Genomic DNA, 22,962 nt, shown 5'->3' on the forward strand with positions numbered 1-22,962 from the left:
CTCCCCTTATCCCCGCGACCGCGCTTCACGCAGCGCAAGCCATGGTAGCAGCCCTTTGACGGCCAGGTAACTGAGCAGGGTCAACAGCAGGGCAGAGATCAGCATCAAGGATGGGGCCACGCCAAGCTGGCCCAGCAGCCAGATATAGAAGCCGGAGAGGCTGATCTGCATGATGCAGAGCAGGGCGCTGGCAAATGCCGCCTGGTGCTGACACTCCGCCAGCGCCTCCCCCATCGCCACCCCGAAGCCGCAGGAGAAGCCGATGCAGACCAGGGCAAAACCCGGCAGCAGCAACCGGATGTCGTCCCCCAGCTGCCAGCAACCGAGCAGAGCTATCGCCGCCAGCAGGTAGGTCAGATGAGAGAGCGCCAGCACCTGATGCTTGCCGAGCCAACGCAGCAGCAGCGGGGTCAGGAAGGAAGTGGACATGCTCACCCCGGCCATCACCATCATCACTATCGCGTACTGCTCAGTGGTGAAGCCGAACTCCTGCATCAGGATCAGCGGCGAGACGCTGACATAGACCAGGATGGCGGTCACGCTGGCACTGGTCAGCAGCGAGTGCAGCATGAAGCGCGGAGAGCCCAGCAGGGCAAGGGGCCGGGTCGCGCCACTCTGCTGGCGGGCCGGGCGAGTCTCCCTGAGCAGCAGCAGGTTGACCAGACCGCTGACGGCGGCCAGCAGCGCCATCGCCACAAAGATCCCGCGCCAGTCGAAATGCGACAGGATGAGATAACCGAGCACAGGCGCCAGCACAGGGATGACACAGATCACCCCGTTTATCATGGAGAACGCCATCGCCAGCCGCGCCTGGCTCAGCACATCCCGCAGCACGGTAAAGGTCATGATGTAGAGCGCCCCCGCCCCGACTCCCTGCCAGAAACGGCCGAGATAGAACTGGCGGATCCCCGCCGCATTGGCCGCCGCCAGGGAGGCGAGGACAAAAATCAGGGCGCCTCCCAGCACCACCCAACGCCGTCCATGGCGATCGGCAATGATCCCCCCCAGCAGCACAGTGGCCGCCATGCCGAACAGGTAGATGGAGAAGGCGGTGTAGCACAGTGGCCGCCATGCCGAACAGGTAGATGGAGAAGGCGGTGTGGATCTGCGCCTCGCTCGCCTGCAGGGCATCGGCAATCTGGGGCACTGCCACCAGATAGAGATCGATCCCGACCGGATAGAGGATGATCATCAGGAAAGTGCACAGCAGGAAAATGCCCATGGATGCTCCATTGCGAAGGGTCAGCCCACGCAGACCATGCCAACCAGCGTCGGTGGCGGGAGCAGGGGGGACAGGTTGAATATGGACAGCACTATAGGAGGGGCACCCGCTCGCACCTAGTGACGAGATGGCGATCGGTAGATTCCAATTTGGAAATTCGGGGGCAAGGGGCAAGCCATTGGGGCCATCAGGTGATGCGTGACTGTGCCGGACAACACCAAAAAGTACGCCGGGTAATCCCGGCGTACTCATGTCAATCAACAGGGCCGAGCTGTCACTCGGCCAGCTTGCTCAGGATGGCGTGGGCCGCCTTGACCCGGGCTTCGTTGGGGTAGTTGCGATTGGCCAACATGACGATACCAATCCCCTTGGCAGGCACGAAAGCCACATAGGCGCCGAAGCCATTGGTAGAACCCGTCTTGTTGAACAGCACACTGCCCCCCGCCACGACCGGCTTGGTGACAGGGCTCACGGGATGAGGCTTGAGGGCCATCTCGGCACTGTTCCCCCCCTGCAATGTCTCCAGGCTCAGCGGGTATTCATACATCTCCCATCCCAACCCCTGGGTCATCTTCCCCACCGAGTAGAAACCAGTGTGGGTCAGCTCTATCGCCTTTTTGACCTCGCTATCCCCTTGATACACCATGTTAGCCCGCACAAAGGCCAGCAGATCGGCCGAGCCGGTCTTGATGCCATAGGCCTCTGCCGCCAGCATCCCCGGATTGACTCTGATCGGTTTGTCATCCTTGGCGTAGCCATAGGCATAATTCGCCATGGCCGCCTCGGGCACGGTGAGATAGGTATGATCGAGACCTAGCTTGGGCAGCAGAGTCTGGCTCATCAACTGCTCGAAGGGCTGGCCCAGGCTACTCGCCGCCAGATGGCCGAACAGACCTATGCTGGGGTTGGAGTACTGGCGATGGGTTCCCGCCTGATATGGAGGTGACCAGTGGCGGTAGTAAGCCTGCATGCTGTCGGTCGAATTCACCTCGTCCGGGAGCTGCAGCGGCAGGCCCCCGGCGCTGTATGTGGCGAGTTCGGCCATGGTGATGCCGTCAAATACCGAGCCTTGCAGCCAGGGCGCATGCTGGCTCACCTTGTCGTCCAGTTTGATCCCTCCCTTCACCACGGCATAAGCCCCAAGCGTTGCCGTAAGAGTCTTGCTGACCGAACCTATCTCGAACAGGGTCTGCTCGCTGACCTTGGCCCCGCTTGCCCGATCAGCCACCCCATAGTTGAAATAGTGCGCCTTGCCCCCTTTGAGCACGGCGACCGCCATGCCGGGGATCCTCTGCTCTTTGAGCAGGGGTTGAATGTTGGCATCGACCAACTTGTTCAGGGTATCGGCTTGAATGTCGGTGGCTGCGCTGCCAGCCTGAGCCAGACCGACCCACAACAGCGTGCTCGCTGCCACCCAGTTAATCCGCTGTCGTTGTTGCATTGTGTCTTCGTCCTCTTGTTTATCGGCAGGTCGCCGTCATGGCGCACAGTGAGACCAGCATAGGCGAGCAGCATGTGCTGGTGATGAGGCCATGTGAAGTCTGGGTGAAGTCGCGCCGGATAATCTCGCTGCGGGCCGGTCGCGCCGAAGCCCTCTGGTCTACGCCTCTCCCGCCCTGACCCACTTCCCCGCCCTCAATCCATAAAAAAGGGAGCCATTGTCTCCCCTCTTGCTATCGGTCTGGTGTGCGGTGTTACTTCTTGACCGGCGTATCCCAGATCCCCGCCTCCAGCTGGCTGCGGATCTCCGGGTACTTGTTGGCATCGAAGGTCGGCACCTTGCCCAATTTGAGCTGATCGTTGTAATCCTTGGCCAACTTGATGGCGACCCCGGAGAGCAGGAGTATGGCGACCAGGTTGACGATGGCCATGAAGCCCATGGAGACATCCGCCAGGGCCCACACGGTCGGCAGCTCGCCCACAGAGCCAAACATCACCATGCCAAGCACCAGCAGACGGAAAAACAGCAGGCCGCCCTTGTGGTTGTGTTCCAGGAAGATGAGGTTGGTCTCGGCGTAGGAGTAGTTCGCCACGATCGAGGTAAAGGCAAAGAAGAAGATGGCGGTGGCAATGAAGATATTGCCCGAGCTGCCAATCTGGGACGAGAGTGCCCGCTGGGTCAACTCGACCCCCGTGATGCCAGAACCCGGCTCGAACTGACCGGACATCAGGATGATGGCGGCAGTACAGGTACAGATGACGATGGTGTCCATGAAGACCCCCAGCATCTGCACATAACCCTGGGAGGCCGGGTGCGGCGGATAGGGGGTGGCGGTCGCGGCGGCGTTGGGGGCAGACCCCATACCGGCCTCGTTGGAGAAGAGACCACGCTTGATGCCGTTGATCATCGCCTGGGAGATGGCATACCCCATGGCACCGGATCCGGCCTGCTCTATGCCAAAGGCAGACTTGATGATCAGCACAAACACCCCGGGCAGCTCGGTGATGTTCATCGCGACAATGACCAGGGCCAGCAGTATGTAGGCCAGGGCCATGAAGGGCACGACCAGTTCGGCGAAGCGGGCGATGCCGCGAATGCCGCCGAAGATGATAAGACCCGCCAGCAGCACCAGGACGATGCCACTCATCCAGTCAGGAATGCCAAACGCCACGTTCATGGCCAGACTGATGGAGTTGGCTTGCACGGCATTGAATATCAGACCGAAAGCCAGCAGCAGACAGAGGGAGAAGAGCACCCCCATCCAGCGCATGCCAAGGCCACGCTCCATGTAATAGGCGGGGCCCCCTCGGTAGTTGCCATCCTCATCCTTGACCTTGTAGAGCTGAGCCAGGGTGCTCTCGACGAAGGCGGTTGCCATGCCGATGAAGGCAATCAGCCACATCCAGAAGATGGCGCCCGGGCCCCCCAGATAGATGGCAACGGCGACACCGGCCAGATTACCTGTCCCCACGCGGGCGGCCAGACTGGTACAGAGTGCCTGGAAGGAGGAGATGCCAGCCTGGTCGGATTTACGACTGTTGCGTAGTACCGAGAACATGTGGCCAAAGTGACGCACCTGGATAAACCCCAGGCGGACAGTGAAGAAGATGCCGACCCCAATCAGCAGGTAGATGAGCACGGCTCCCCACATCAGGTCGTTCAGTAGCGCTATCAAGGTATCCATAATTCTCTCGTTGTTATTCACATCCATGGCCAGTCTGCGCTGACCGCTTTGCTGTATGTTGCCGCATTAGCTTTCTGCTAAAGGGGCGGAATCTAGCATAGCGGGCAGGTTCAGAATAGTGATCCCCGTCACCCTGATCACAATAAGTGAACGATACCAGGCCGAAAAACCGCAGTTATTCAGCAAAGATTCAACAAAAACAATAATCCATACCCAATCTGGGCATATTTAGCCCGCGCAGATGTACAAGATGCCAGTGCCCGGCCCTCCCCGATCCACGCGCCATCGTTTGCTCAAACGTTTCCCAGAACAAGGGCCAAAACAGGCGGTTTTCTGAAAAACGTTTTACACGTAATAAAATTTCAAGTAGTGGCCATCAAGTTTTTTGTGACCAACTCCACATATCCGATAAAAACATAAAAAAAGTGACGCTGACAAGCCACTCGATAGTGCGATGAAGATATTAAAAAAATCATATAAATCATACGCTTTAACCATGGTTTACCCTAAAGACCACGCCACTGTTCGATCCCTGTGCAATCCCCCCTCTTGCGGTAGGCCCTTCAACTGTATTAAGTAGGCAAACAGTGTGGATGGGGTCGCCTCATCCAGCAGTTCTGAGCGTCTGCCGCCGCGTTTTTGTAATTTTGTTTCAAAACGTACCGCCCACGCCATCACCCTGGGATGACTCCCCATCAAGAGATGATATTTGCCATGGCCGATAAATTAACTCAGCTCAAAGCCCTGACCACAGTCGTCGCCGACACCGGTGATATCGAAGCCATCAAGCGCTACCAGCCGACCGACGCCACCACCAACCCATCATTGGTGCTCAAGGCCGCCGAGATCCCCGAGTATGCACCGCTGATCGACGACGCCATCAACTGGGCCAAGGCCCAGAGCCAGGACAAGGCTCAGCAGCTTATCGACGCCGGTGACAAGCTGGCGGTCAATATCGGCCTGGAAGTGCTGAAGATAGTGCCGGGTCGCATCTCCACCGAGGTGGATGCGCGTCTCTCTTTCGATACCGAGGCCAGCATCGCCAAGGCCCGCAAGCTGATCCGTCTCTATAACGAAGCGGGCATTAGCAACGATCGTATCCTGATCAAGCTCGCCTCCACCTGGGAAGGGATCCGTGCCGCCGAGGTGCTGGAGAAAGAGGGCATCCAGTGCAATCTGACCCTGCTGTTCTCCTTCGCCCAGGCCCGTGCCTGTGCCGAAGCCGGCGCCTTCCTGATCTCCCCCTTCGTGGGCCGTATCCTCGACTGGTACAAGGCCAAGCACAACCGTGACTACACCCCGAGCGAAGATCCGGGCGTGGTCTCCGTTACCGCCATCTACGACTACTACAAGCAGCACGACTACTCGACCGTGGTGATGGGTGCCAGCTTCCGCAATACCGGCGAGATCCTGGAACTGGCCGGCTGCGACCGCCTGACCATAGGCCCTGCCCTGCTGGAAGAGCTGAGCAAGAGCGAAGGCGCCGTGGTACGCAAACTGAGCTACACCGGTGAACGCCAGGCCAAACCCGCCCCCCTGAGTGAAGCCCAATTCCGCTGGGAACTGAACCAGGACGCCATGGCCGTCGAAAAACTGGCCGAAGGCATCCGCCTGTTTGCCGTCGATCAGGGCAAACTGGAAACCATGCTGGCCAGCCGCTTGGCGTGAGTCTGCATCGGATGAAAAAACCGGGCTCCCTGTTGGGAGCCCGGTTTTTTTTCGTCGATTAATTTAGCCAATTGAACCCTGTCATATGAATGTCACGAAAACGTTTTAATTTCCATAGCGCTGTGTTATACGGTTGGTGAAAAGAATAACAACCAAGGAGGGATCCATGGATATGTTCAGCTATGACGTTGAAGATGTTGTTGAGCTGGGTTCACGCGGTCGCGGGACAACGGGAAAAAAACGCAAGTGGAGAGAAATTGAGGCATTGAAGGATAAACATCGCTTGCAGAAGGAGCTGCAGTCGATCGATATCACCTACGATGGTCTCTCCGAGGAGATAGTGCTGTAACCGCATCGACTCTCATGAAAAGACCCCGCCTGCGCGGGGTCTTCTTATTTCAACGAGGCTGCTGCCACCGCCATTCTCTCTCAACAACAGGCCCGCTATCACAGCCCCCTTTCAGTGAAATAACCATCTAGATGACTGGCAGAGAGAGGCGACGGGCCAGCTCCTGAAAGTGCTGGCTCACCTCGGGTCCGAACAGGGGATCGCCTATGGCACGGTTCTGCCACTGTTGCTCCAGTTGACGCCAGTCATCTTCGGTCAGCACATCGCGCAGATGCGGGAATATCACCCCTTCCTCATAGTTCATGTGTCCCTCTTGCAAGGCCACGAACTGGGCTAGCTTGGCGGTAAATTGATCCAGGGGGATGACGGCGTCCATCAGGATCATCTCCACCATCTCCTTCAACTGGGAGCCAGTCTCGACCAGAGAGGCATGCTCCAGTTGCAGCCGCTGGCTGACATTTCCCTCGACCAGACGGTACTTGAGGTAGTAGTCATAGATGAGATCTTCCTTGGGATGGTGGTATTTGTCGGCCACTTCCCGCAAATAGTCGATCACGTCACGCATCAACGCATAATCGACCGGCCGCTCCTCATGGATGGCATTGAGCTTGCTTTTGAGCAGCTCCAACAGCCTGGCTATGTTGAGGTGATCCTGGTGCAGCTTGGCTAACATAAGCTCTCCTTGGCTTAAAAATGAACATATCCATCCTTGAGTATACGGCCATTTATCCCCTCAACTTTGCCCTCAATCAAGTCAGACGCAGACAGAACACCAGTCGACCGGGTGCTGACCCTGCTCAACCAGCAGGCGATTCGTCTCGGTGAAATGACCGCAGCCGATGAAACCACGATGGGCTGAAAGCGGGCTGGGATGGGGCGCTGTGAGCACATGGTGACGCTCCTTGTCGATGAAACGCCCCTTCTTCTGGGCATGGGCACCCCATAACAGAAACACCACCCCTTCCCGGCTGGCATTGAGCTGCTCTATCACCCTGTCGGTGAAGGTTTCCCAACCCAGAGCCGCGTGGGAGTGGGCCTGCCCCGCCTCCACCGTCAGTACCGTATTGAGCAGCAGTACCCCTTGTTTCGCCCAGGACTCGAGGAAGCCATGGTTGGGGATGGTGAAGCCGGGCAGATCCCGTGCCATCTCCTTGTAGATGTTGACCAGCGAGGGCGGGGTACGGACTCCGGGCAATACGGAAAAACAGAGACCATGGGCCTGACCCGGGCCGTGGTAGGGGTCTTGTCCCAGGATCACCACTTTGACATCCGCCAGCTCGGTCAGTTTGAAGGCGTTGAACACCTCGCTGGTCGGAGGGTAGATGAGCTTGCCCGCTTCCCGCTCAGCCCTGACCGCAGCCAGGGTCTGCTTGAAATAGTCCTGCTCCTTCTGGGAGCCAATCACATCCGTCCAGGTCAACACCGGGATACCTCGTTCTCAGTTTCTGCAAGGTGCCCAGAATAGGGGGAGGAACCGCCGGACGCAACCAGGGCCGACTCAGGCGCCACCGGACAAAGAGAGTGAGATACGGGATAAGAGATTGAGCCACCCGCCATATATCCTCACCGCCCTGAGCTTATATGTGTGGTTAACAAGCGCATAAGATGTAGTTAAATTACTAGATTAAGAATTGAAAAGATGCATAATTAGACCATCTTACAATTCGGCACAAATGACTTAATATTGATTAAACTCAATGAATTAAATATCTATAAGCCCAGCTTTCCGGATGTTTTTTGATTTAGATCAAGATTGGTTTTATTACTAACATGCTATATATGACCCCATCAGAGTAAAGGTGTAAGGCAAGCGCCCGTTAAGGCTGTTTCAGTTATTTTCAGCGCATTTGGGTAATTTCCTTACAGTGGATCCGCTTTTAATGAGGAGTCATGCCATGATCAAGGGCATTCAAATCACCCAGGCCGCCAACCCGGCGCTGCTGAATTCTTTCTGGCTGCTGGATGAAGCACAGCAACAGGCTCGCTGCATTTGCGCTAAAGACGATGCCTTCGCCGCCGATCAGGACGTCAAACTGTCCGATCTTGGCCAGTTCGAATATCGTGAACTGCCGCTGCAAAGCGACCCCGTCGTCGAAGGTGGCCAGCACCTCAATGTCAACGTGCTGAGCCGCGAGACCCTGGAAGACGCCGTCGCCAACCCCGAGAAGTACCCGCAGCTCACCATCCGTGTCTCCGGTTACGCAGTGCGATTCAACGCCCTGACCCCGGAACAGCAGCGTGACGTGATCACCCGTACCTTTACCAAGAGCCTGTAAGCCACGCTTAAGGTTACGGATGAAAAAAAACCTCCCGACGGGAGGTTTTTTTATGGCTGTTGCGCGCAGGCTCAAGCGGAGGTATCGAGGGGCTCAAAGCCCTTGATGAGGTCATCGATCGCCTTCATCTGCTTGAGGAAGCCTTCCAGCTTCTCCAGCGGCAAGGCGCTTGGGCCGTCGCAACGGGCCGATTTCGGATCCGGGTGGGATTCGATAAACAGGCCGGCCAGACCGACCGCCATGCCGGCACGGGCCAGCTCGGTGACCTGATCCCGACGGCCACCGGAGGCGGCGCCCAGGGGATCGCGGCACTGCAGGGAGTGGGTCACGTCGAAGATAACCGGGTAGCCACCGGTGCTCTTCTTCATCACTCCCAGACCCAGCATGTCCACCACCAGGTTGTCATAGCCGAAGTTGGCACCGCGCTCACAGAGAATAAGTTGATCGTTGCCGCACTCCTCGAACTTGTCGGTGATGTTCTTCATCTGGCTCGGGCTCAGGAACTGCGGCTTCTTGATGTTGATGACGTTGCCGGTGCGAGCCATGGCCTCCACCAGATCGGTCTGGCGCGCCAGGAAGGCGGGCAGCTGGATGACATCCACCACTTCCGCCACCGGCTTGGCCTGATGCACCTCATGCAGATCGGAGATGACCGGCATGCCGAAGGTCGCCTTGAGCTCCTGGAAGATCTTCATCCCCTCTTCCAGGCCCGGGCCGCGGTAGGAGTGGATGGAGGAGCGGTTCGCCTTGTCCCAGCTCGCCTTGAACACGAATGGGATGCCCAGCTTGCTGGTCACTTCCACGTACTTCTCGCACACCGCCATCGCCATGTCGCGGGATTCCAGCACGTTCATGCCACCAAACAGCACGAAGGGTTTGTCATTGGCTACGTCGATCGCGTTGATCTTGATATTCTTCTGTTCCATCTCAGCATCCTTAAGTGAAGGGGCTTGGGCACGTCGGCCTTGATATTCTTCTGTTTCAATTCCCAGGCCCCCTTAAGTGAAGGGGCTTGAATCCAAATCAGTCCGCTGCGCCTTGAGCACATCGATCTTGATATTCTTCTGTTTCAATTCCCAGGCATCCTTAAGTGAAGGGGCTTCCCCAGACGCCCTCAATGGAGGGGCTTGGGGCTGAGATCCAGGGCGGCCAGCTGCATCTTGAGCACATCGGCCACCGGATCGTCCGGGCACTGTTCAATAAAATATTCAAAGTCGTCGGCGGCGAAGCGTGGGCAGTCGAGCTGCTCGTAGATGAAGCCTCTGTCCCGCGTCTCCAGCGGATCGCCGGGTTTCATGCGCAGCAGCAACTCGCTGGCGCGCAGCGCCTCCGCCATGCGATTCTCACGCAGCAAAGCACTCTTGCTGACGTTGATCAGGCGCTCGATGATCTCCCACTGCCCCGAAGGTTGCAGATGATCCGGTTTCAGGGCCGCCAGATCCCCGAGGGAGCCGCGCAGCAGCAGCTCGATACGGTGGTGGCTCAGCACCTCGCCGTTGAAGGGATCGACATAGACCTCCCCCTCGTCCCCTGCAAAACTCACCAGGAAGTAACCGGGGAAGCAGATCCCCTCCACATCCAGACCAACCCGTCGCCCAAGCTGGATAAGCAGTATGCCGAGGCTGACCGGGATCCCCTGGCGCCGCGTCAGCACAGTGGCAATGTCGCTGTTACCTGAGGAGAAAAAGTCCTGCCAGTCGCCGTGAAAACCCAGACTCTGGTAGAAACCATGGATCAGCTGAGTGCGCACCTCATCGGCCGTGCCTTCCTGAAGGGTCTCATTGAGCCACTCATCGAGCAGCTCCAGTTCCCGCAGGGATCCTTCCCCATCATGCTGATTGATCTCCTCGCTGACGCTCAGGGCCAGCAAGACGAGATCCTGGGCCTCAAAATCCGTCCACTCATCGATGCGAAACATCAGCTTATTCCCCCAGGCACGAGATCGCAGGCGGCTAGCCGCATGCAGGCAACCTCAGTCCATTTCTCAATTACGGGCATCATGAGCCTTAACCGAACAGCGTTGAGTGCTTGAGTATGGCCAGCTTGGCCACGAAATAGACCCAACCCAGGGTGCCCAGGAAGGCAAACCAGCGGATCATATTGCCTCGGGCCAGACGCAATGCCATCAGACCCAGGAAGGCAACCACCAGAATGGATACCAGCTTCTCGCTCAGCCAGGGCACGACATTATTGAACGGATTGAGATCCAGCACCATGCACAGGGCCACACCGGTGAGTACCACCAGGCCATTGCACCAGCCACTCAGTTGCAGGGTGCGGGGATCTCTCCCTCGGTCAGAACCCGTCTGTTGCCAGTAGAAACGCAGTATGAACATCAGCACGGCAGCCGCGATCAGCAGCAGATGAAGATGTTTGAGAGCAAAATACATCACTTATCCTTGAACAAGATGCGGGCCTGGCCCGCCATCAATCATGAGGGTGCCAGCAACCCAGGGTCACCCGTTCGTTATCGCCATAGTCACGTATGGTCGCCACCCCCTGATAACCCTGCTGCGACAGCAAGTTGCGCACCGCCTCCCCTTGTTGCCAGCCATGTTCGAGCAGCAACCAGCCGCCCGCCTGCAGATAGTCCGGGGATTGCGCCACTATCTGGCGCAAGTCAGCCAATCCCTGCTCGTCGGCCACCAGGGCAGAAAGCGGTTCGAAGCGCACATCGCCCTGCGCCAGATGCTCATCATCCGGGTCTATGTAAGGCGGATTGGAGACAATCAGGTCAAAACGCGGCGGCGTGATCAGCTCGGCCAGAGGGGCAAACCAGCTGCCCGCCAGCAGCGTCAGCGGCAATGACAGGGTCTGACTGTTCTCCCGGGCCAGGGCCACGGCACCTGGCATGAGATCCAGGGCCCAGATATCGGCATCGGGGCGCTCCGACTTGAGCGCCAGGGCAATGGCACCGGTGCCGGTACCCAGATCGAGCACACGGCAGGGGCCTGCGGGCAAGCGGGAGAGTGCCTGTTCGACCAGCAGCTCGGTATCCGGGCGCGGGATCAGGGTCGCCGGGCTCACTTTGAGGGGCAGCGACCAGAACTCCCGCTCGCCGATAAGGTGGGCGATGGGTTCACCGGCCAGGCGACGCACCAGCCACGCTTGCAGCGTCCCTTGCTGCGCGGCATCGAGAGTGCGCTCCGGCCAGGTCATCAGGTAACTGCGCCGGCAGCTCAGCAGATGGCAGAGCAGCGCATCGGCGTCGGCGCGGGGGGATTCCCCGGAGGCCAGGGTCGCCATGATATGGGCCCGGGCTTGCTGGATCTGCATCAGTGCGGCTCTCTCTGGGTTGCCATCCTATACACACTCCTCTGCTGGCGATTAACCATTGTCCGCCAGGGAGGCGAGCTGATCGGCTTGATACTCCTGTACCAGCGGCGTGATGACGCAGTCCAGATCCCCCTCCAGGATGTCGCCCAGCCGGTAGAGGGTGAGGTTGATGCGGTGCTCGGAGAGGCGCCCCTGGGGGTAGTTATAGGTACGAATACGCTCGGAGCGATCGCCAGAGCCCACCAGATTGCGGCGGGTGCTCTGCTCGGCGGCGCGGTGGCGCTCATCCTCGGCCGCCTGCAGGCGGGCGGAGAGCACCGACATCGCCTTGGCGCGGTTCTTGTGCTGGGAACGCTCATCCTGGCACTCCACCACCAGCCCGGTGGGCAGGTGAGTGATGCGGATGGCGGAATCCGTCTTGTTGACGTGCTGACCACCGGCCCCGGAGGCGCGGAAGGTATCTATCTTCAGGTCGTTCGCATTGATCTCGACTTGCTCGGCTTCCGGTACTTCCGGCAGCACCGCCACGGTACAGGCGGAGGTGTGCACCCGGCCCTGGGATTCGGTCTCCGGCACCCGCTGCACCCGGTGGCCGCCGGATTCAAACTTGAGGCGACCATAGACGTGCTCGCCATCAATCTTGGCGATCACCTCCTTGTAGCCCCCATGTTCGCCGTCGTTGCAGCTGACGATGGAGAGGCGCCAGCCCTGACGTTCAGCAAAGCGCGAGTACATGCGAAACAGATCCCCGGCAAAGATGGCCGCTTCATCCCCGCCCGCTCCGGCGCGGATCTCCAGGTAGCAGTTGTTGTCATCCCGGGGATCCCTTGGCAACAGCATCACCTGCAGCGCCTGCTCTTGCTCTTCCAGCGTGGCCTTGACCAGGGGCAGCTCCTCCTGCGCCATCTCGCGCAAGTCGGTGTCACTGTCCTCCAGCATCAGCTTGGTGGTTTCCAGCTCGTCTTCGGCGCCGCGAAAACGCTGGAAGGCGTGCACTATGTCTTCCAGCTGGGAATACTCCCGGGTCAGGGCGCGGTATCTGTCCTGATCCGAGGCCACCCCCGGCTCGCCGAGCAAGGCCTGTACTTCTTCGTGGCGCTCGATGAGGCCTTCCAGCTTTCTGATCAGTGACGGATTCATAGTTCCCGATATCTCAATGGTGACGGGGCGGCATGGCCTGCCCGGGCAAAGTTAGTCCGCTGACAGGCCAAGGACCTGACGCAGCTGGATCAGCTGTTCGCGATCCCCGCTCGCCCCCGCCTGACGAAGGGCCTGGGTCGGAGCATGGATCAGCTTGTTGGTGAGTCTGTGGGTCAAGGCGCGCGCCGCCGCCTCGGGAGATTCCCCTTGCGCAAGGGCTTGCAGGGCACGGGCCAGCTCCTCTTCCGCATACTGCTGGGCCTGGGCGCGGTAGTCGCGGATGAGATCGACCGCATGCAAGGAGCGATACCAGTCCATGAACTCGTCGCGCTCTTCCAGGACGATGACCTCGGCCTGGGTGGCCGCCCGCTTGCGGGTCTCCAGGTTCTGCTCGATGATGCCCTGCAGGTCATCGACCGTGTAGAGGTAGGCATCGGAAAGATCGTCCACCTGCGCCTCGATGTCGCGGGGCACGGCGATATCGACCAGAAACATCGGCTTGAAGCGACGCGCCTTGAGTGCCCGCTCCACCATGCCCTTGCCGATGATGGGCAAGGGGCTGGCGGTGGAGCTGATGACGATGTCCGCTTCATGCAGATAATCCGGGATCTCTTCGAGGGTCATCACCTGAGCGCCGAACTCCTCGGCCAGGGTATGAGCACGCTGCAGGGTGCGGTTGGCCACCATCATCTGACGCACGTTCTGCTCGCGCAGATGGCGGGCGACCAGTTCGATGGTTTCGCCGGCCCCGACCAGCAGCACCTTGGTCTGGGAGAGATCCGAGAAGATACGCCGCGCCAGACTCACGGCCGCGAAGGCGACCGACACGGCGCTTGCGCCTATTTCGGTGTCGGTACGCACCCGTTTGGCCACGGAGAACGCCTTCTGGAACAGGCGCTCCAGGGAGCCCTTGAGCACCTCGGCCTGCTGGGCATGGGCGTAGGATTGCTTGATCTGCCCCAGGATCTGCGGCTCTCCCAATACCAGGGAGTCGAGCCCGCAGGCGACCCGCATCAGGTGGCGTACCGCCTCCTCGTCATGGTGCTGGTAGATGGCCTTCTCCACCTCGGCGTTATCCAGACCGTGATACTGCTGCAGCCACTGGGCGACCTGGGCGCCATGGCCCTGCTCCAGGGCGCAGTAGAGCTCGGTGCGATTGCAGGTAGAGACGATCACCGCCTCGCTCACCCCGGGTTGCGCCACCAACTCCCGCAGGGCATGGTCGATGCAATCCGGGCCAAAGGCGACCCGTTCCCGCAAGGCGACACTGGCGGTGTTGTGGTTGATTCCGAGGGCAAGCAGACTCATGAGTGGGCGCTGATCGTTTCTTGGGCACAGGGTGTATAAGGCCGTCAATTGTACGAGAAAGGGTAAGGCTTTAAAAGCAATACGGCCGCCCCTTATACTGTGGCAAACCTCTTATCCGGAGCACGACCTTGTTCTTGCGACTTTTCCCCCTGCTCGGCCTGCTACTGCTCGCCGGTTGTACTGTCACCCAACCCCAGCGCCAACAAGTCGATTGGCAGCAAGAACGGACCCGATTAGAGCGGCTCGATCACTGGCAACTGTCGGGCAAGATGGCCATCATCACCGCCCAGCAGAAGGGCAGCGCTCGCCTCAACTGGCAACAAAACGGTGAGGATTATCGCTTGAATCTCACCAGCCTGATCGGCACCAGCATCCTGGAGCTGAGCCGGGTGCAAGGCCAGGTCAGCCTGACCGACAACGAGGGCAAGCTGCACCAGAGTCAGGATGCCGAGGCGCTCATCTACCAGCTCACCGGCTGGCATCTGCCCATCGACGGCCTGCCCGAGTGGATCAAGGGGCTGCCCGGCAAAGCCGACTACAACCTCAACCCGGACAACAGCCTGGCGAGTGTCCGTGATGGCCAGTGGCAGATCAATTATCAGGACTACCGGGATCAGAATGGCTACCGCCTGCCCCACTTGCTGAACATGACCGGCCCCCAGAGCCGCCTCAAGCTGCAGATCAACGAGTGGATCCTGCAACCATGAGCCAGACTCGCTGGCCTGCCCCGGCCAAACTCAATCTGTTCCTGCACATCAATGGCCGTCGCCCGGACGGCTATCACGAGCTGCAGACCCTGTTCATCTTCCTCAACCACGCTGACTGGCTCGAATTCGAGCCGCTGCCGGACAGCGACCAGCTCACCCTGAGCCCGGCCATTCCCGGCGTACCCGATGAGCAGAATCTCATCATCCGTGCCGCCCGGCTGCTGCAAACCAGGTTGAGCCGTCCCATGGGGGCCCATATCAGGCTGGAGAAGGTACTGCCCATGGGTGGCGGTATCGGCGGCGGTTCATCGGATGCCGCCACCACCCTGGTGGCCCTCAATCATCTCTGGCAAGGGGGATTGAGCCTGGATGAGTTGGCCGAGCTGGGGGTGAGCCTGGGCGCCGATGTGCCGGTGTTTGTGCGCGGACGCGCCGCCTTTGCCGAAGGAGTGGGCGAGCGGTTGCAACCCGTCACCCTGCCCGAAGCCTGGTACCTGGTACTCAAACCCGAGTGCCACGTCAGCACCGCCGAGGTTTTTCAGGATCCGGACTTGCCACGCAATACCCCCAAATTGGCATTGAACAGCCTGCTGGACGGGGTTTGGAAAAACGATTGCGAGCCACTGGTGAAAAAGCGCCACCCCGAGGTTGCCAATGCGCTCGGCTGGTTGCTAGAATACGCGCCGTCAAGAATGACGGGCACAGGAGCCTGCGTCTTTGCTCAGTTTGAAGACGAAGTGAGTGCTCGAAAGGTGTTGGCCAAGGTACCGAGAGAGTGGGGGGGATTTGTCGCCAAGGGCGAGAACATATCACCACTCTTCGTGACATTGCAACAGACTCAATGATTGGGGTATCGCCAAGCGGTAAGGCAGCGGGTTTTGATCTCGCCATTCCTAGGTTCGAATCCTAGTACCCCAGCCATCATTGACGCATGGGAAGGATTACCGAAGACAGACTAGCGTCATGGCTTCGACCCCCTCTCCTCTGTTATAAGGTCTCTGCATAGTTCATTCGGTTGGTCTGCCGACCCGGGCCCATTGCCCTGCCCCGTCAGCTTGCTAAATCGTTTGCTAGCGAACGATATGGGTTCGATTACGGACTCACCCACATACTGGATGCAACCCCGAGGTTTCAAACCGTGCCTGACATGAAGCTGTTTGCTGGTAACGCAACGCCGGAACTAGCCCAGAAGATCGCAGATCGCCTGTTTATCAAACTCGGCAATGCTGCCGTAGGTCGCTTTAGCGACGGCGAGATCAGCGTACAGATCAATGAGAATGTACGTGGTGGCGATATCTTCATCATTCAATCCACCTGTGCCCCGACCAACGACAATTTGATGGAATTGATCGTCATGGTGGATGCACTGCGTCGTGCTTCAGCTGGCCGTATCACGGCTGTCATCCCCTACTTTGGTTATGCCCGTCAGGACCGCCGCGTCCGCTCCGCCCGTGTCCCCATCACCGCCAAGGTCGTCGCCGACTTCCTGTCCAGCGTGGGTGTGGATCGCGTGCTGACCGTTGACCTGCATGCCGAGCAGATCCAGGGCTTCTTCGATGTCCCGGTTGACAACGTGTTCGGCAGCCCGGTGCTGCTCGAAGACATGAAATCCAAGAACCTCGAGTCCCCCGTGGTTGTCTCCCCGGACATCGGCGGCGTAGTCCGTGCCCGCGCCATCGCCAAGCTGCTGGACGACACCGACATCGCCATCATCGACAAGCGTCGTCCCCGTCCGAACGTCTCCCAGGTCATGCACCTGATCGGTGACGTCGCCGACCGCGACTGCATCATCGTCGATGACATGATCGATACCGGTGGCACCCTGTGCAAAGCGGCCGAAGCGCTGAAAGAGCGTGGCGCCAAGCGGGTATTTGCTTACGCAACTCACCCTGTGTTCTCCGGCTCCGCCGTGGAAAACATCAAGAACTCGGTCATCGACGAGCTGATCATCACCGACTCCATCCCGCTCACCGCGGAGATGAAGGCCATCGGCAAGGTCAAGCAGCTGACCCTCTCTACCGTGCTGGCCGAGGCCATTCGCCGCATCAGCAACGAAGAGTCCATCTCTGCCATGTTCGAGCATTGATGCAGGCTCGCCAGCTTGCTGGCAGGCCAGATAAGAAAAACCGCCCCAGGGCGGTTTTTCTCTTTCTGCACGCGGCAAAGGGCCCGCAGCCACGGCCCTGACAGCAGAACAAATGGCAAGCCGGGACGGCATTGGTTGAGTGATCGCCACGCGGCGGCTAGAATATTGCGTCCTATTGCCCCGGGCACACCGTTTCGGGCTGCAGCGAGTGAAGAGACTGAGCGTGACAAGCCAAATCAAATTGATCGTCGGTCTGGGTAATCCGGGTGCCGAATATGCCAAGACCCGCCACAATGCGGGCGCCTGGTATGTGGAACAACTGGCCCGCTGGCACAACGCCAGCCTGCGTGAAGAGCCCAAGTTCCACGGTCACACTGCCCGTATCCTGGTCGAGGGAGAGGATGTGCGTCTGCTCATCCCCAACACCTATATGAATCTCTCCGGCAAGGCGGTGGCTGCCCTGGCCCGTTTCTACCAGATAGCGCCCGAAGAGATGCTGGTCGCCCATGACGAGCTGGATTTGCCCCCCGGCATCGCCAAGTTCAAACAGGGCGGCGGTCATGGGGGTCACAATGGCCTCAAAGACATCATCGCCAAGATGGGCAATAACAAGGAATTTTTCCGGTTACGGCTCGGCATCGGCCACCCCGGCGCCAAAGAGCTGGTCGCCGGCTTCGTGCTCACCAAGGCACCCAGCAGTGAACAGAGTCTGATCGATGCCGCACTGGACGAAGCCCTGCGTGCCACCGACATTCTGTTCAAACAGGATATGACCAAGGCCATGAACCGCCTGCACAGCTTCAAGGCCGAAAAAGCATAAGTGCGTGGCATGAATACCTGCGTATTCATGCCACGTGAACAAGATACGGGCCATGAACGCAGTTCAGGGCAGAAAGATAGACAGGCGCCGCCTTGGCGGCTCCTCACAGCATCCATCACGTAAGGTAACTATCCATGGGTTTTAAATGCGGTATCGTGGGCCTGCCCAATGTAGGTAAATCCACCCTGTTCAATGCGCTGACCAAGGCCGGCATCGAAGCCGCCAACTTCCCGTTCTGCACCATTGAGCCCAACACGGGTGTGGTCCCCATGCCGGATCCCCGTCTCGATGCCCTGGCGGCCATCATCAACCCCCAGCGCGTGGTACCGACCACCATGGAGTTCGTGGACATCGCCGGTCTGGTCGCGGGCGCCTCCAAGGGTGAAGGTTTGGGCAATCAGTTCCTGGCCAACATCCGCGAAACCGAAGCCATCGGTCACGTGGTGCGTTGCTTCGAGGATGAAAACATCATCCACGTCGCCGGCAAGGTCTCCCCGGCCGATGACATCGAGGTGATCAACACCGAGCTGGCCCTGTCGGATCTGGACGCCTGCGAGCGCGCCATCCACCGCCAGTCCAAGCGCGCCAAGGGCGGCGACAAGGATGCCAAGCTGGAAGTGGAGACCCTTGAAAAAATTCGGACCGTGCTGGAAGAGGGTCAGATGATCCGCGGCATGAAGCTGGACAAAGAGGAGCTGGCCGCCGTCAGCCACCTCAACTTCCTGACTCTCAAGCCCACCATGTACATCGCCAACGTGGCGGAAGATGGCTTCGAGAACAACCCCTTCCTCGACAAGGTGCGTGAAATCGCCGCCGCCGAGAATGCGGTTGTGGTCGTAGTCTGCTGCGCCATCGAGTCCGACATTGCCGAACTGGATGACGAAGATCGCGCCGAGTTCATGGCCGATCTGGGTATTGAAGAGCCGGGCCTGAACCGGGTGATCCGCTCAGGTTATGAATTGCTCAACCTGCAGACCTACTTCACCGCCGGCGTGAAAGAGGTGCGAGCCTGGACCATTCCGGTCGGCGCCACCGCCCCGCAAGCGGCAGGCAAGATCCACACCGACTTCGAAAAAGGCTTTATTCGCGCACAAACCATCGCATTTGATGATTTTATCACCTACAAGGGTGAGCAAGGCGCCAAGGAAGCGGGCAAGATGCGCGCAGAAGGGAAAGACTACATCGTCAAAGATGGCGATATCATGAACTTCCTGTTCAACGTCTAACCCCATGACAGGTCAGCATTTGCTGGCCTGTTTTTGCTCATGGTTCAGGCCCTTGCCATCCCTGCCATGAGTTTAAAAAAACCAGATTGTTGGGCTTTTGCACGACAGAGCGCAATATCTGGTCAAACGCACCCAAATTCGGATTTTCTGGCAAAAAAAGGGTTGACGCCCCAAAGCCAGATACGCATAATTCGGGCCGCACAGTGACGAGGTAACGACTCACTGGACGCTAGGTTGGCTATGTAGCTCAGTTGGTTAGAGCATCGCACTCATAATGCGAGGGTCACAGGTTCGAATCCCGTCATAGCCACCATTTCTAGTTGCAGTTGGGGTATCGCCAAGCGGTAAGGCAGCGGGTTTTGATCTCGCCATTCCTAGGTTCGAATCCTAGTACCCCAGCCATTATTTCAGTCGTTGACATCGTCGATGACAAGCCATGAAAGCAGTGACAATCTGAACACGTCAATGCGGCCGGTGAGTGACTGGCATCAAGGCAAGTGTTAAAGGTTCTTTAGCGGCCAGCTGGCTGATGGGGAATAGCAGTTGGGGTATCGCCAAGCGGTAAGGCAGCGGGTTTTGATCTCGCCATCCCTAGGTTCGAATCCTAGTACCCCAGCCATTTTTACTGTCGTTGGCCTCGCTGATGACGTGCTGTGATAAGCGTGAGAGGTTTTGATCTCGTCAACGCTCCTAGGTTCAGAGCCTAGTATCTCAGCCATTTTTACTGTTATTGGCATCGCCGATGACGTGCTGCGATAAGCGTGAGAGGTTTTTATCTCGTCAACGCACCTAGGTTCAGAGCCTAGTATCTCAGCCATTTTTACTGTCGTTGGCCTCGCCGATGACGTGCTGTGATAAACGTGAGAGGTTTTGATCTCGTCAACGCAGCTAGGTTCAGAGCCTAGTATCTCAGCGATTTTTACTTGTATCGACTACGTCGGCACAAGACGGCTATGTAGCTCAGTTGGTTAGAGCATCGCACTCATAATGCGAGGGTCACAGGTTCGAATCCCGTCATAGCCACCATTTCTAGTTGCAGTTGGGGTATCGCCAAGCGGTAAGGCAGCGGGTTTTGATCTCGCCATTCCTAGGTTCGAATCCTAGTACCCCAGCCATTAATTCTGGTTATCGATGTTCACCTGTCGGTAGCAAGCTGAGGAAAGCATTGAGAGATTTTGATCTCGTCAATGTGCCTAGGTTCAAATACTGGTTCCGCAGCCATTTTTAAAAGTTCTTTGCCAGTCTCACGGCTGTTGAGGAGCGCTGTTGGGGTATCGCCAAGCGGTAAGGCAGCGGGTTTTGATCTCGCCATCCCTAGGTTCGAATCCTAGTACCCCAGCCATTTTTACTGTCATTGGCATCGCCGATGACGTGCTGTGATAAGCGTGAGTGGTTTTTATCTCGTCAACGCACCTAGGTTCAGAGCCTGGTATCCCAGCCATTTTACTTGTACACGACAATGTCGGATACAAGACGGCTATGTAGCTCAGTTGGTTAGAGCATCGCACTCATAATGCGAGGGTCACAGGTTCGAATCCCGTCATAGCCACCATATAGTTTGCGGAAGTGGCGAAATTGGTAGACGCACCAGATTTAGGTTCTGGCGCCCTAGGCGTGAGAGTTCGAGTCTCTCCTTCCGCACCATTACAGCAGTACCAAACAGACCAGCTCAGGCTGGTTTTTTTGTGCCCGCGGGTCAGCTCCCCGCCTCTTCACGCCCTGCTCACATCCCTGATTTCTCCTGCACAGCCACGTCCCTCATGACTGGATCTGCCTCAGTATTCATGATGCCGCCGATAAAAAGCGGCCCGCAGGCCGCATCTGTCCATCTTCCTGCGTTCATTCCACCCAAGACTGCTCAGAACGGGAAGAACCAGGGGATGGCCACCACGCTCACCCCCATGACCAGCAAGGTGAAAGGCACTCCCACGCGCACGAAGTCGATGAAGCGATACTCGCCAGGGCCGAGCACCAGGGTATTGACCGGCGACGAGACCGGCGTCATGAAGGCCGCCGAGGCCGCAATGGCAATGGTCATGGCAAAGGGATAGGGAGAGACCGCCATCTGCTGCGCCGCGCCGATGGCGATGGGAGCCATCAATACCGCGGTGGCGGTGTTGGAGATGAAGAGCCCGGTGAGGGCACAGAGGGCAAACAGGCTGGCCAGCATGACCCTGGGACCCATGTCGCCGACCAGCTCCATCAGGAGGCCGACAATAAGATCCACGCCCCCTGTCTTCTGCAACGCCAGGGCAAAGGGCAACATGCCGACGATGAGGATCAGGGTCGGCCAATGGATAGACTTGTAGGCGCTCTCCAGATCGATACAGCGAAACTGGCCCATCAGCAGGCAGGCTATCAGGGCAGCCACCACATTGGGCACCGGATCTGTCACCATCAGCAGCACCATGACCCCCAGCGAGAACAGCGCATAGGCCGCCTGGCTGCGGGCCGGGGCCATCTCGTCCACCTCGGCGGGCAGCCCCAGCAGCAAGAAATCCCGCTGATGGGCGTGTAGCTGGCGAATGAGACTCCAGTTGCCCGCCAGCAGCAATCTGTCGCCCAGTTGCAAGGGCTCATCGACCAGCCGCCCGGCCAGCGCCTCACTGCCGCGCCGCAGCCCCACCACGCTCAGCCCATACTGACTGCGAAAGGTCGTCTCCCGCAGGCTCTTGCCGAGCAGGCTGGATTCGGGAATGAGGGAGATCTCGGCCAGGCCCACCTCCCGCGCCTGATCCGAGAAATAGTCCCCTCGGAGTATCATGGGCTCGAGCATGGCCTCGCTGCAGAAGGTGCGGATATCCACCTCGGGATCCGCCATGTCGATGAGCAAGACGTCTCGCGCCTGAAACTCCGAGATACCGGACACGCTCACCATGACCCGCCGGAATTTGCGCCAGCGCTCCACCCCGATGACGTTGGCACCGTAACGGGCACGCAGTTGCAGCTCGTCCAGGGTGTGGCCTATCAAGGGAGAGCCCGGCCGGATCGCCAGACGCCGCGCCCGCCCCGTCAGCCGATAGTCACGAATAAGCTCGCGCAATGTGCTGCGCCGCGATCCCTTGCTGCGGCCGGGCGCCGTATCCTTGGCCAGGGTACCGCGCACCAGCAGCATATAGCCGATGCCAAGCACCAGGATGATGAGCCCCAGGGGGCTGAAGCTGAAGAAGCCAAATCCCGGGATCCCATGGCGAACCAGTTCACTGTTGACCACCATGTTGGGCGGCGTCGCCACCAGGGTCATCATGCCGCTGATGAGGCCGGCGAAGCCGAGCGGCATCATCAGCCTTCCAGCCGGTATGCCCATGCGATTCGAGACACTGAGCACCACGGGGATGAAGATAGCCACCACCCCGGTTGAACTCATCACGGCGCCGAGCCCGGCGACCGCCACCATCAGCAGCACCAGCAGCCGGGTCTCACTATTGCCCGCCACCTTGACCAGGGCATCCCCCACCTGATAGGCGATGCCGGTGCGCACCAGCCCCTCCCCCACCACGAACAGAGCCGCTATCAGGATCACGCTGGGATCGCTGAAGCCAGCCAGCGCTTCACTAAGGGTCAAGGTGCCGCTGAGCACGAACAGGATCAGCACCAGCAAGGCCGTCACATCCATGCGCACCTTGTTGCTGACGAACAGATAGATGGCACCCAGCAGCAGGCAGAGCACCCAGACCAACTCGGAATTCAACGAACTCTCCTCCCTCTCTATCCCATCTGCCGCGCGCTCATCATCACGACAGCGGACTCCATCAGAGC

18 protein-coding genes, 9 tRNA genes and 2 pseudogenes are annotated in these 22,962 nt (G+C 58.8%); 17 read left to right on the forward strand and 12 right to left on the reverse strand.

The window, feature by feature from the left end; translation table 11 throughout:
• Positions 1 to 6: 6 nt before the first annotated feature.
• The 3 genes and pseudogenes from KYK33_RS15170 to KYK33_RS15180 form a co-directional block, all read right to left on the reverse strand.
• A pseudogene (locus KYK33_RS15170) lies at positions 7 to 1,222 on the reverse strand (MFS transporter).
• A gap of 274 nt (positions 1,223 to 1,496) precedes the next feature.
• Positions 1,497 to 2,663 carry an FOX/MOX family class C beta-lactamase gene (gene ampC, locus KYK33_RS15175; protein ID WP_224431073.1) on the reverse strand — a complete coding sequence of 389 codons (1,167 nt, stop codon included), beginning with the start codon at positions 2,661 to 2,663 and terminating at the stop codon, positions 1,497 to 1,499.
• A 253-nt stretch (positions 2,664 to 2,916) separates the two neighbouring features.
• Positions 2,917 to 4,347 carry an alanine/glycine:cation symporter family protein gene (locus KYK33_RS15180; protein WP_224431074.1) on the reverse strand — a complete coding sequence of 477 codons (1,431 nt, stop codon included), beginning with the start codon at positions 4,345 to 4,347 and terminating at the stop codon, positions 2,917 to 2,919.
• Between the two features lie 714 nt (positions 4,348 to 5,061).
• Here KYK33_RS15180 and tal point away from each other — a divergent pair.
• Both tal and KYK33_RS15190 read left to right on the forward strand, forming a co-directional pair.
• On the forward strand, positions 5,062 to 6,015 hold the full coding sequence (tal, locus tag KYK33_RS15185) for a transaldolase (RefSeq protein WP_224431075.1): 954 nt from the start codon (positions 5,062 to 5,064) through the stop codon (positions 6,013 to 6,015).
• Positions 6,016 to 6,181: 166 nt separating this feature from the next.
• Positions 6,182 to 6,364, forward strand: a complete 183-nt coding sequence (locus KYK33_RS15190) for a DUF3545 family protein (protein WP_005907863.1) — start codon at positions 6,182 to 6,184, stop codon at positions 6,362 to 6,364.
• A gap of 127 nt (positions 6,365 to 6,491) precedes the next feature.
• Here KYK33_RS15190 and KYK33_RS15195 read toward each other — a convergent pair whose 3' ends face one another.
• Both KYK33_RS15195 and ung read right to left on the reverse strand, forming a co-directional pair.
• On the reverse strand, positions 6,492 to 7,037 hold the full coding sequence (locus KYK33_RS15195; protein WP_224431076.1) for a hemerythrin domain-containing protein: 546 nt from the start codon (positions 7,035 to 7,037) through the stop codon (positions 6,492 to 6,494).
• An 81-nt stretch (positions 7,038 to 7,118) separates the two neighbouring features.
• Positions 7,119 to 7,787 (reverse strand): uracil-DNA glycosylase, encoded by a 669-nt coding sequence (gene ung / locus KYK33_RS15200; RefSeq protein WP_042040825.1) that lies wholly within the window; start codon positions 7,785 to 7,787, stop codon positions 7,119 to 7,121.
• A 472-nt stretch (positions 7,788 to 8,259) separates the two neighbouring features.
• Between ung and grcA the strand changes: the two genes are divergently transcribed.
• Complete coding sequence (gene grcA, locus KYK33_RS15205; RefSeq protein ID WP_042040826.1) at positions 8,260 to 8,640, forward strand: autonomous glycyl radical cofactor GrcA; 381 nt, start codon at positions 8,260 to 8,262, stop codon at positions 8,638 to 8,640.
• A 71-nt stretch (positions 8,641 to 8,711) separates the two neighbouring features.
• On the opposite strand, the gene kdsA is transcribed toward grcA, so the two are convergent.
• The 6 genes from kdsA to hemA form a co-directional block, all read right to left on the reverse strand.
• A complete protein-coding gene (gene kdsA / locus KYK33_RS15210; RefSeq protein ID WP_042040827.1) occupies positions 8,712 to 9,566 on the reverse strand; it encodes a 3-deoxy-8-phosphooctulonate synthase in 855 nt (284 codons plus the stop codon).
• A gap of 188 nt (positions 9,567 to 9,754) precedes the next feature.
• Positions 9,755 to 10,558: a SirB1 family protein gene (locus KYK33_RS15215; RefSeq protein ID WP_042040828.1), complete on the reverse strand. Its 804-nt coding sequence runs from the start codon at positions 10,556 to 10,558 to the stop codon at positions 9,755 to 9,757.
• Positions 10,559 to 10,646: 88 nt separating this feature from the next.
• Positions 10,647 to 11,030: a SirB2 family protein gene (locus KYK33_RS15220; protein WP_042040829.1), complete on the reverse strand. Its 384-nt coding sequence runs from the start codon at positions 11,028 to 11,030 to the stop codon at positions 10,647 to 10,649.
• 37 nt (positions 11,031 to 11,067) lie between these two features.
• Complete coding sequence (prmC, locus tag KYK33_RS15225; protein ID WP_224431077.1) at positions 11,068 to 11,916, reverse strand: peptide chain release factor N(5)-glutamine methyltransferase; 849 nt, start codon at positions 11,914 to 11,916, stop codon at positions 11,068 to 11,070.
• A gap of 51 nt (positions 11,917 to 11,967) precedes the next feature.
• Complete coding sequence (gene prfA / locus KYK33_RS15230; protein WP_224431078.1) at positions 11,968 to 13,056, reverse strand: peptide chain release factor 1; 1,089 nt, start codon at positions 13,054 to 13,056, stop codon at positions 11,968 to 11,970.
• 51 nt (positions 13,057 to 13,107) lie between these two features.
• Positions 13,108 to 14,364 carry a glutamyl-tRNA reductase gene (hemA, locus tag KYK33_RS15235; protein ID WP_042040832.1) on the reverse strand — a complete coding sequence of 419 codons (1,257 nt, stop codon included), beginning with the start codon at positions 14,362 to 14,364 and terminating at the stop codon, positions 13,108 to 13,110.
• Between the two features lie 128 nt (positions 14,365 to 14,492).
• Between hemA and lolB the strand changes: the two genes are divergently transcribed.
• The 14 genes and pseudogenes from lolB to KYK33_RS15305 all read left to right on the forward strand — a co-directional run bounded on the left by lolB (position 14,493) and on the right by KYK33_RS15305 (position 20,847).
• Positions 14,493 to 15,071, forward strand: a complete 579-nt coding sequence (gene lolB, locus KYK33_RS15240; RefSeq protein ID WP_224431079.1) for a lipoprotein insertase outer membrane protein LolB — start codon at positions 14,493 to 14,495, stop codon at positions 15,069 to 15,071.
• Positions 15,068 to 15,938, forward strand: a pseudogene (gene ispE, locus KYK33_RS15245) (4-(cytidine 5'-diphospho)-2-C-methyl-D-erythritol kinase). The gene lolB and the pseudogene ispE overlap by 4 nt, the downstream one beginning before the upstream one ends.
• Positions 15,918 to 15,992: transfer RNA gene (locus tag KYK33_RS15250), tRNA-Gln, on the forward strand. The pseudogene ispE and the gene KYK33_RS15250 overlap by 21 nt, the downstream one beginning before the upstream one ends.
• A gap of 217 nt (positions 15,993 to 16,209) precedes the next feature.
• Positions 16,210 to 17,157, forward strand: coding sequence for a ribose-phosphate pyrophosphokinase (locus tag KYK33_RS15255; protein ID WP_005907893.1), 948 nt, complete (start codon positions 16,210 to 16,212; stop codon positions 17,155 to 17,157).
• Between the two features lie 223 nt (positions 17,158 to 17,380).
• Positions 17,381 to 17,977 (forward strand): aminoacyl-tRNA hydrolase, encoded by a 597-nt coding sequence (gene pth / locus KYK33_RS15260; protein ID WP_224431081.1) that lies wholly within the window; start codon positions 17,381 to 17,383, stop codon positions 17,975 to 17,977.
• Between the two features lie 134 nt (positions 17,978 to 18,111).
• Positions 18,112 to 19,203 (forward strand): redox-regulated ATPase YchF, encoded by a 1,092-nt coding sequence (gene ychF / locus KYK33_RS15265; protein WP_042040836.1) that lies wholly within the window; start codon positions 18,112 to 18,114, stop codon positions 19,201 to 19,203.
• Positions 19,204 to 19,439: 236 nt separating this feature from the next.
• A tRNA-Met gene (locus tag KYK33_RS15270) sits at positions 19,440 to 19,516 on the forward strand.
• A 14-nt stretch (positions 19,517 to 19,530) separates the two neighbouring features.
• Positions 19,531 to 19,605: transfer RNA gene (locus tag KYK33_RS15275), tRNA-Gln, on the forward strand.
• Positions 19,606 to 19,747: 142 nt separating this feature from the next.
• A tRNA-Gln gene (locus KYK33_RS15280) sits at positions 19,748 to 19,822 on the forward strand.
• A 330-nt stretch (positions 19,823 to 20,152) separates the two neighbouring features.
• A tRNA-Met gene (locus KYK33_RS15285) sits at positions 20,153 to 20,229 on the forward strand.
• Between the two features lie 14 nt (positions 20,230 to 20,243).
• A tRNA-Gln gene (locus KYK33_RS15290) sits at positions 20,244 to 20,318 on the forward strand.
• A 152-nt stretch (positions 20,319 to 20,470) separates the two neighbouring features.
• Positions 20,471 to 20,545: transfer RNA gene (locus tag KYK33_RS15295), tRNA-Gln, on the forward strand.
• Positions 20,546 to 20,678: 133 nt separating this feature from the next.
• Positions 20,679 to 20,755, forward strand: a tRNA-Met gene (locus KYK33_RS15300).
• An 8-nt stretch (positions 20,756 to 20,763) separates the two neighbouring features.
• Positions 20,764 to 20,847, forward strand: a tRNA-Leu gene (locus KYK33_RS15305).
• A gap of 214 nt (positions 20,848 to 21,061) precedes the next feature.
• Here KYK33_RS15305 and KYK33_RS15310 read toward each other — a convergent pair.
• Positions 21,062 to 22,894: an SLC13 family permease gene (locus KYK33_RS15310; protein ID WP_224431082.1), complete on the reverse strand. Its 1,833-nt coding sequence runs from the start codon at positions 22,892 to 22,894 to the stop codon at positions 21,062 to 21,064.
• Positions 22,895 to 22,962 lie beyond the last annotated feature (68 nt).

This window comes from Aeromonas rivuli (genome assembly GCF_020149575.1).
GTDB lineage: Bacteria > Pseudomonadota > Gammaproteobacteria > Enterobacterales > Aeromonadaceae > Aeromonas > Aeromonas rivuli.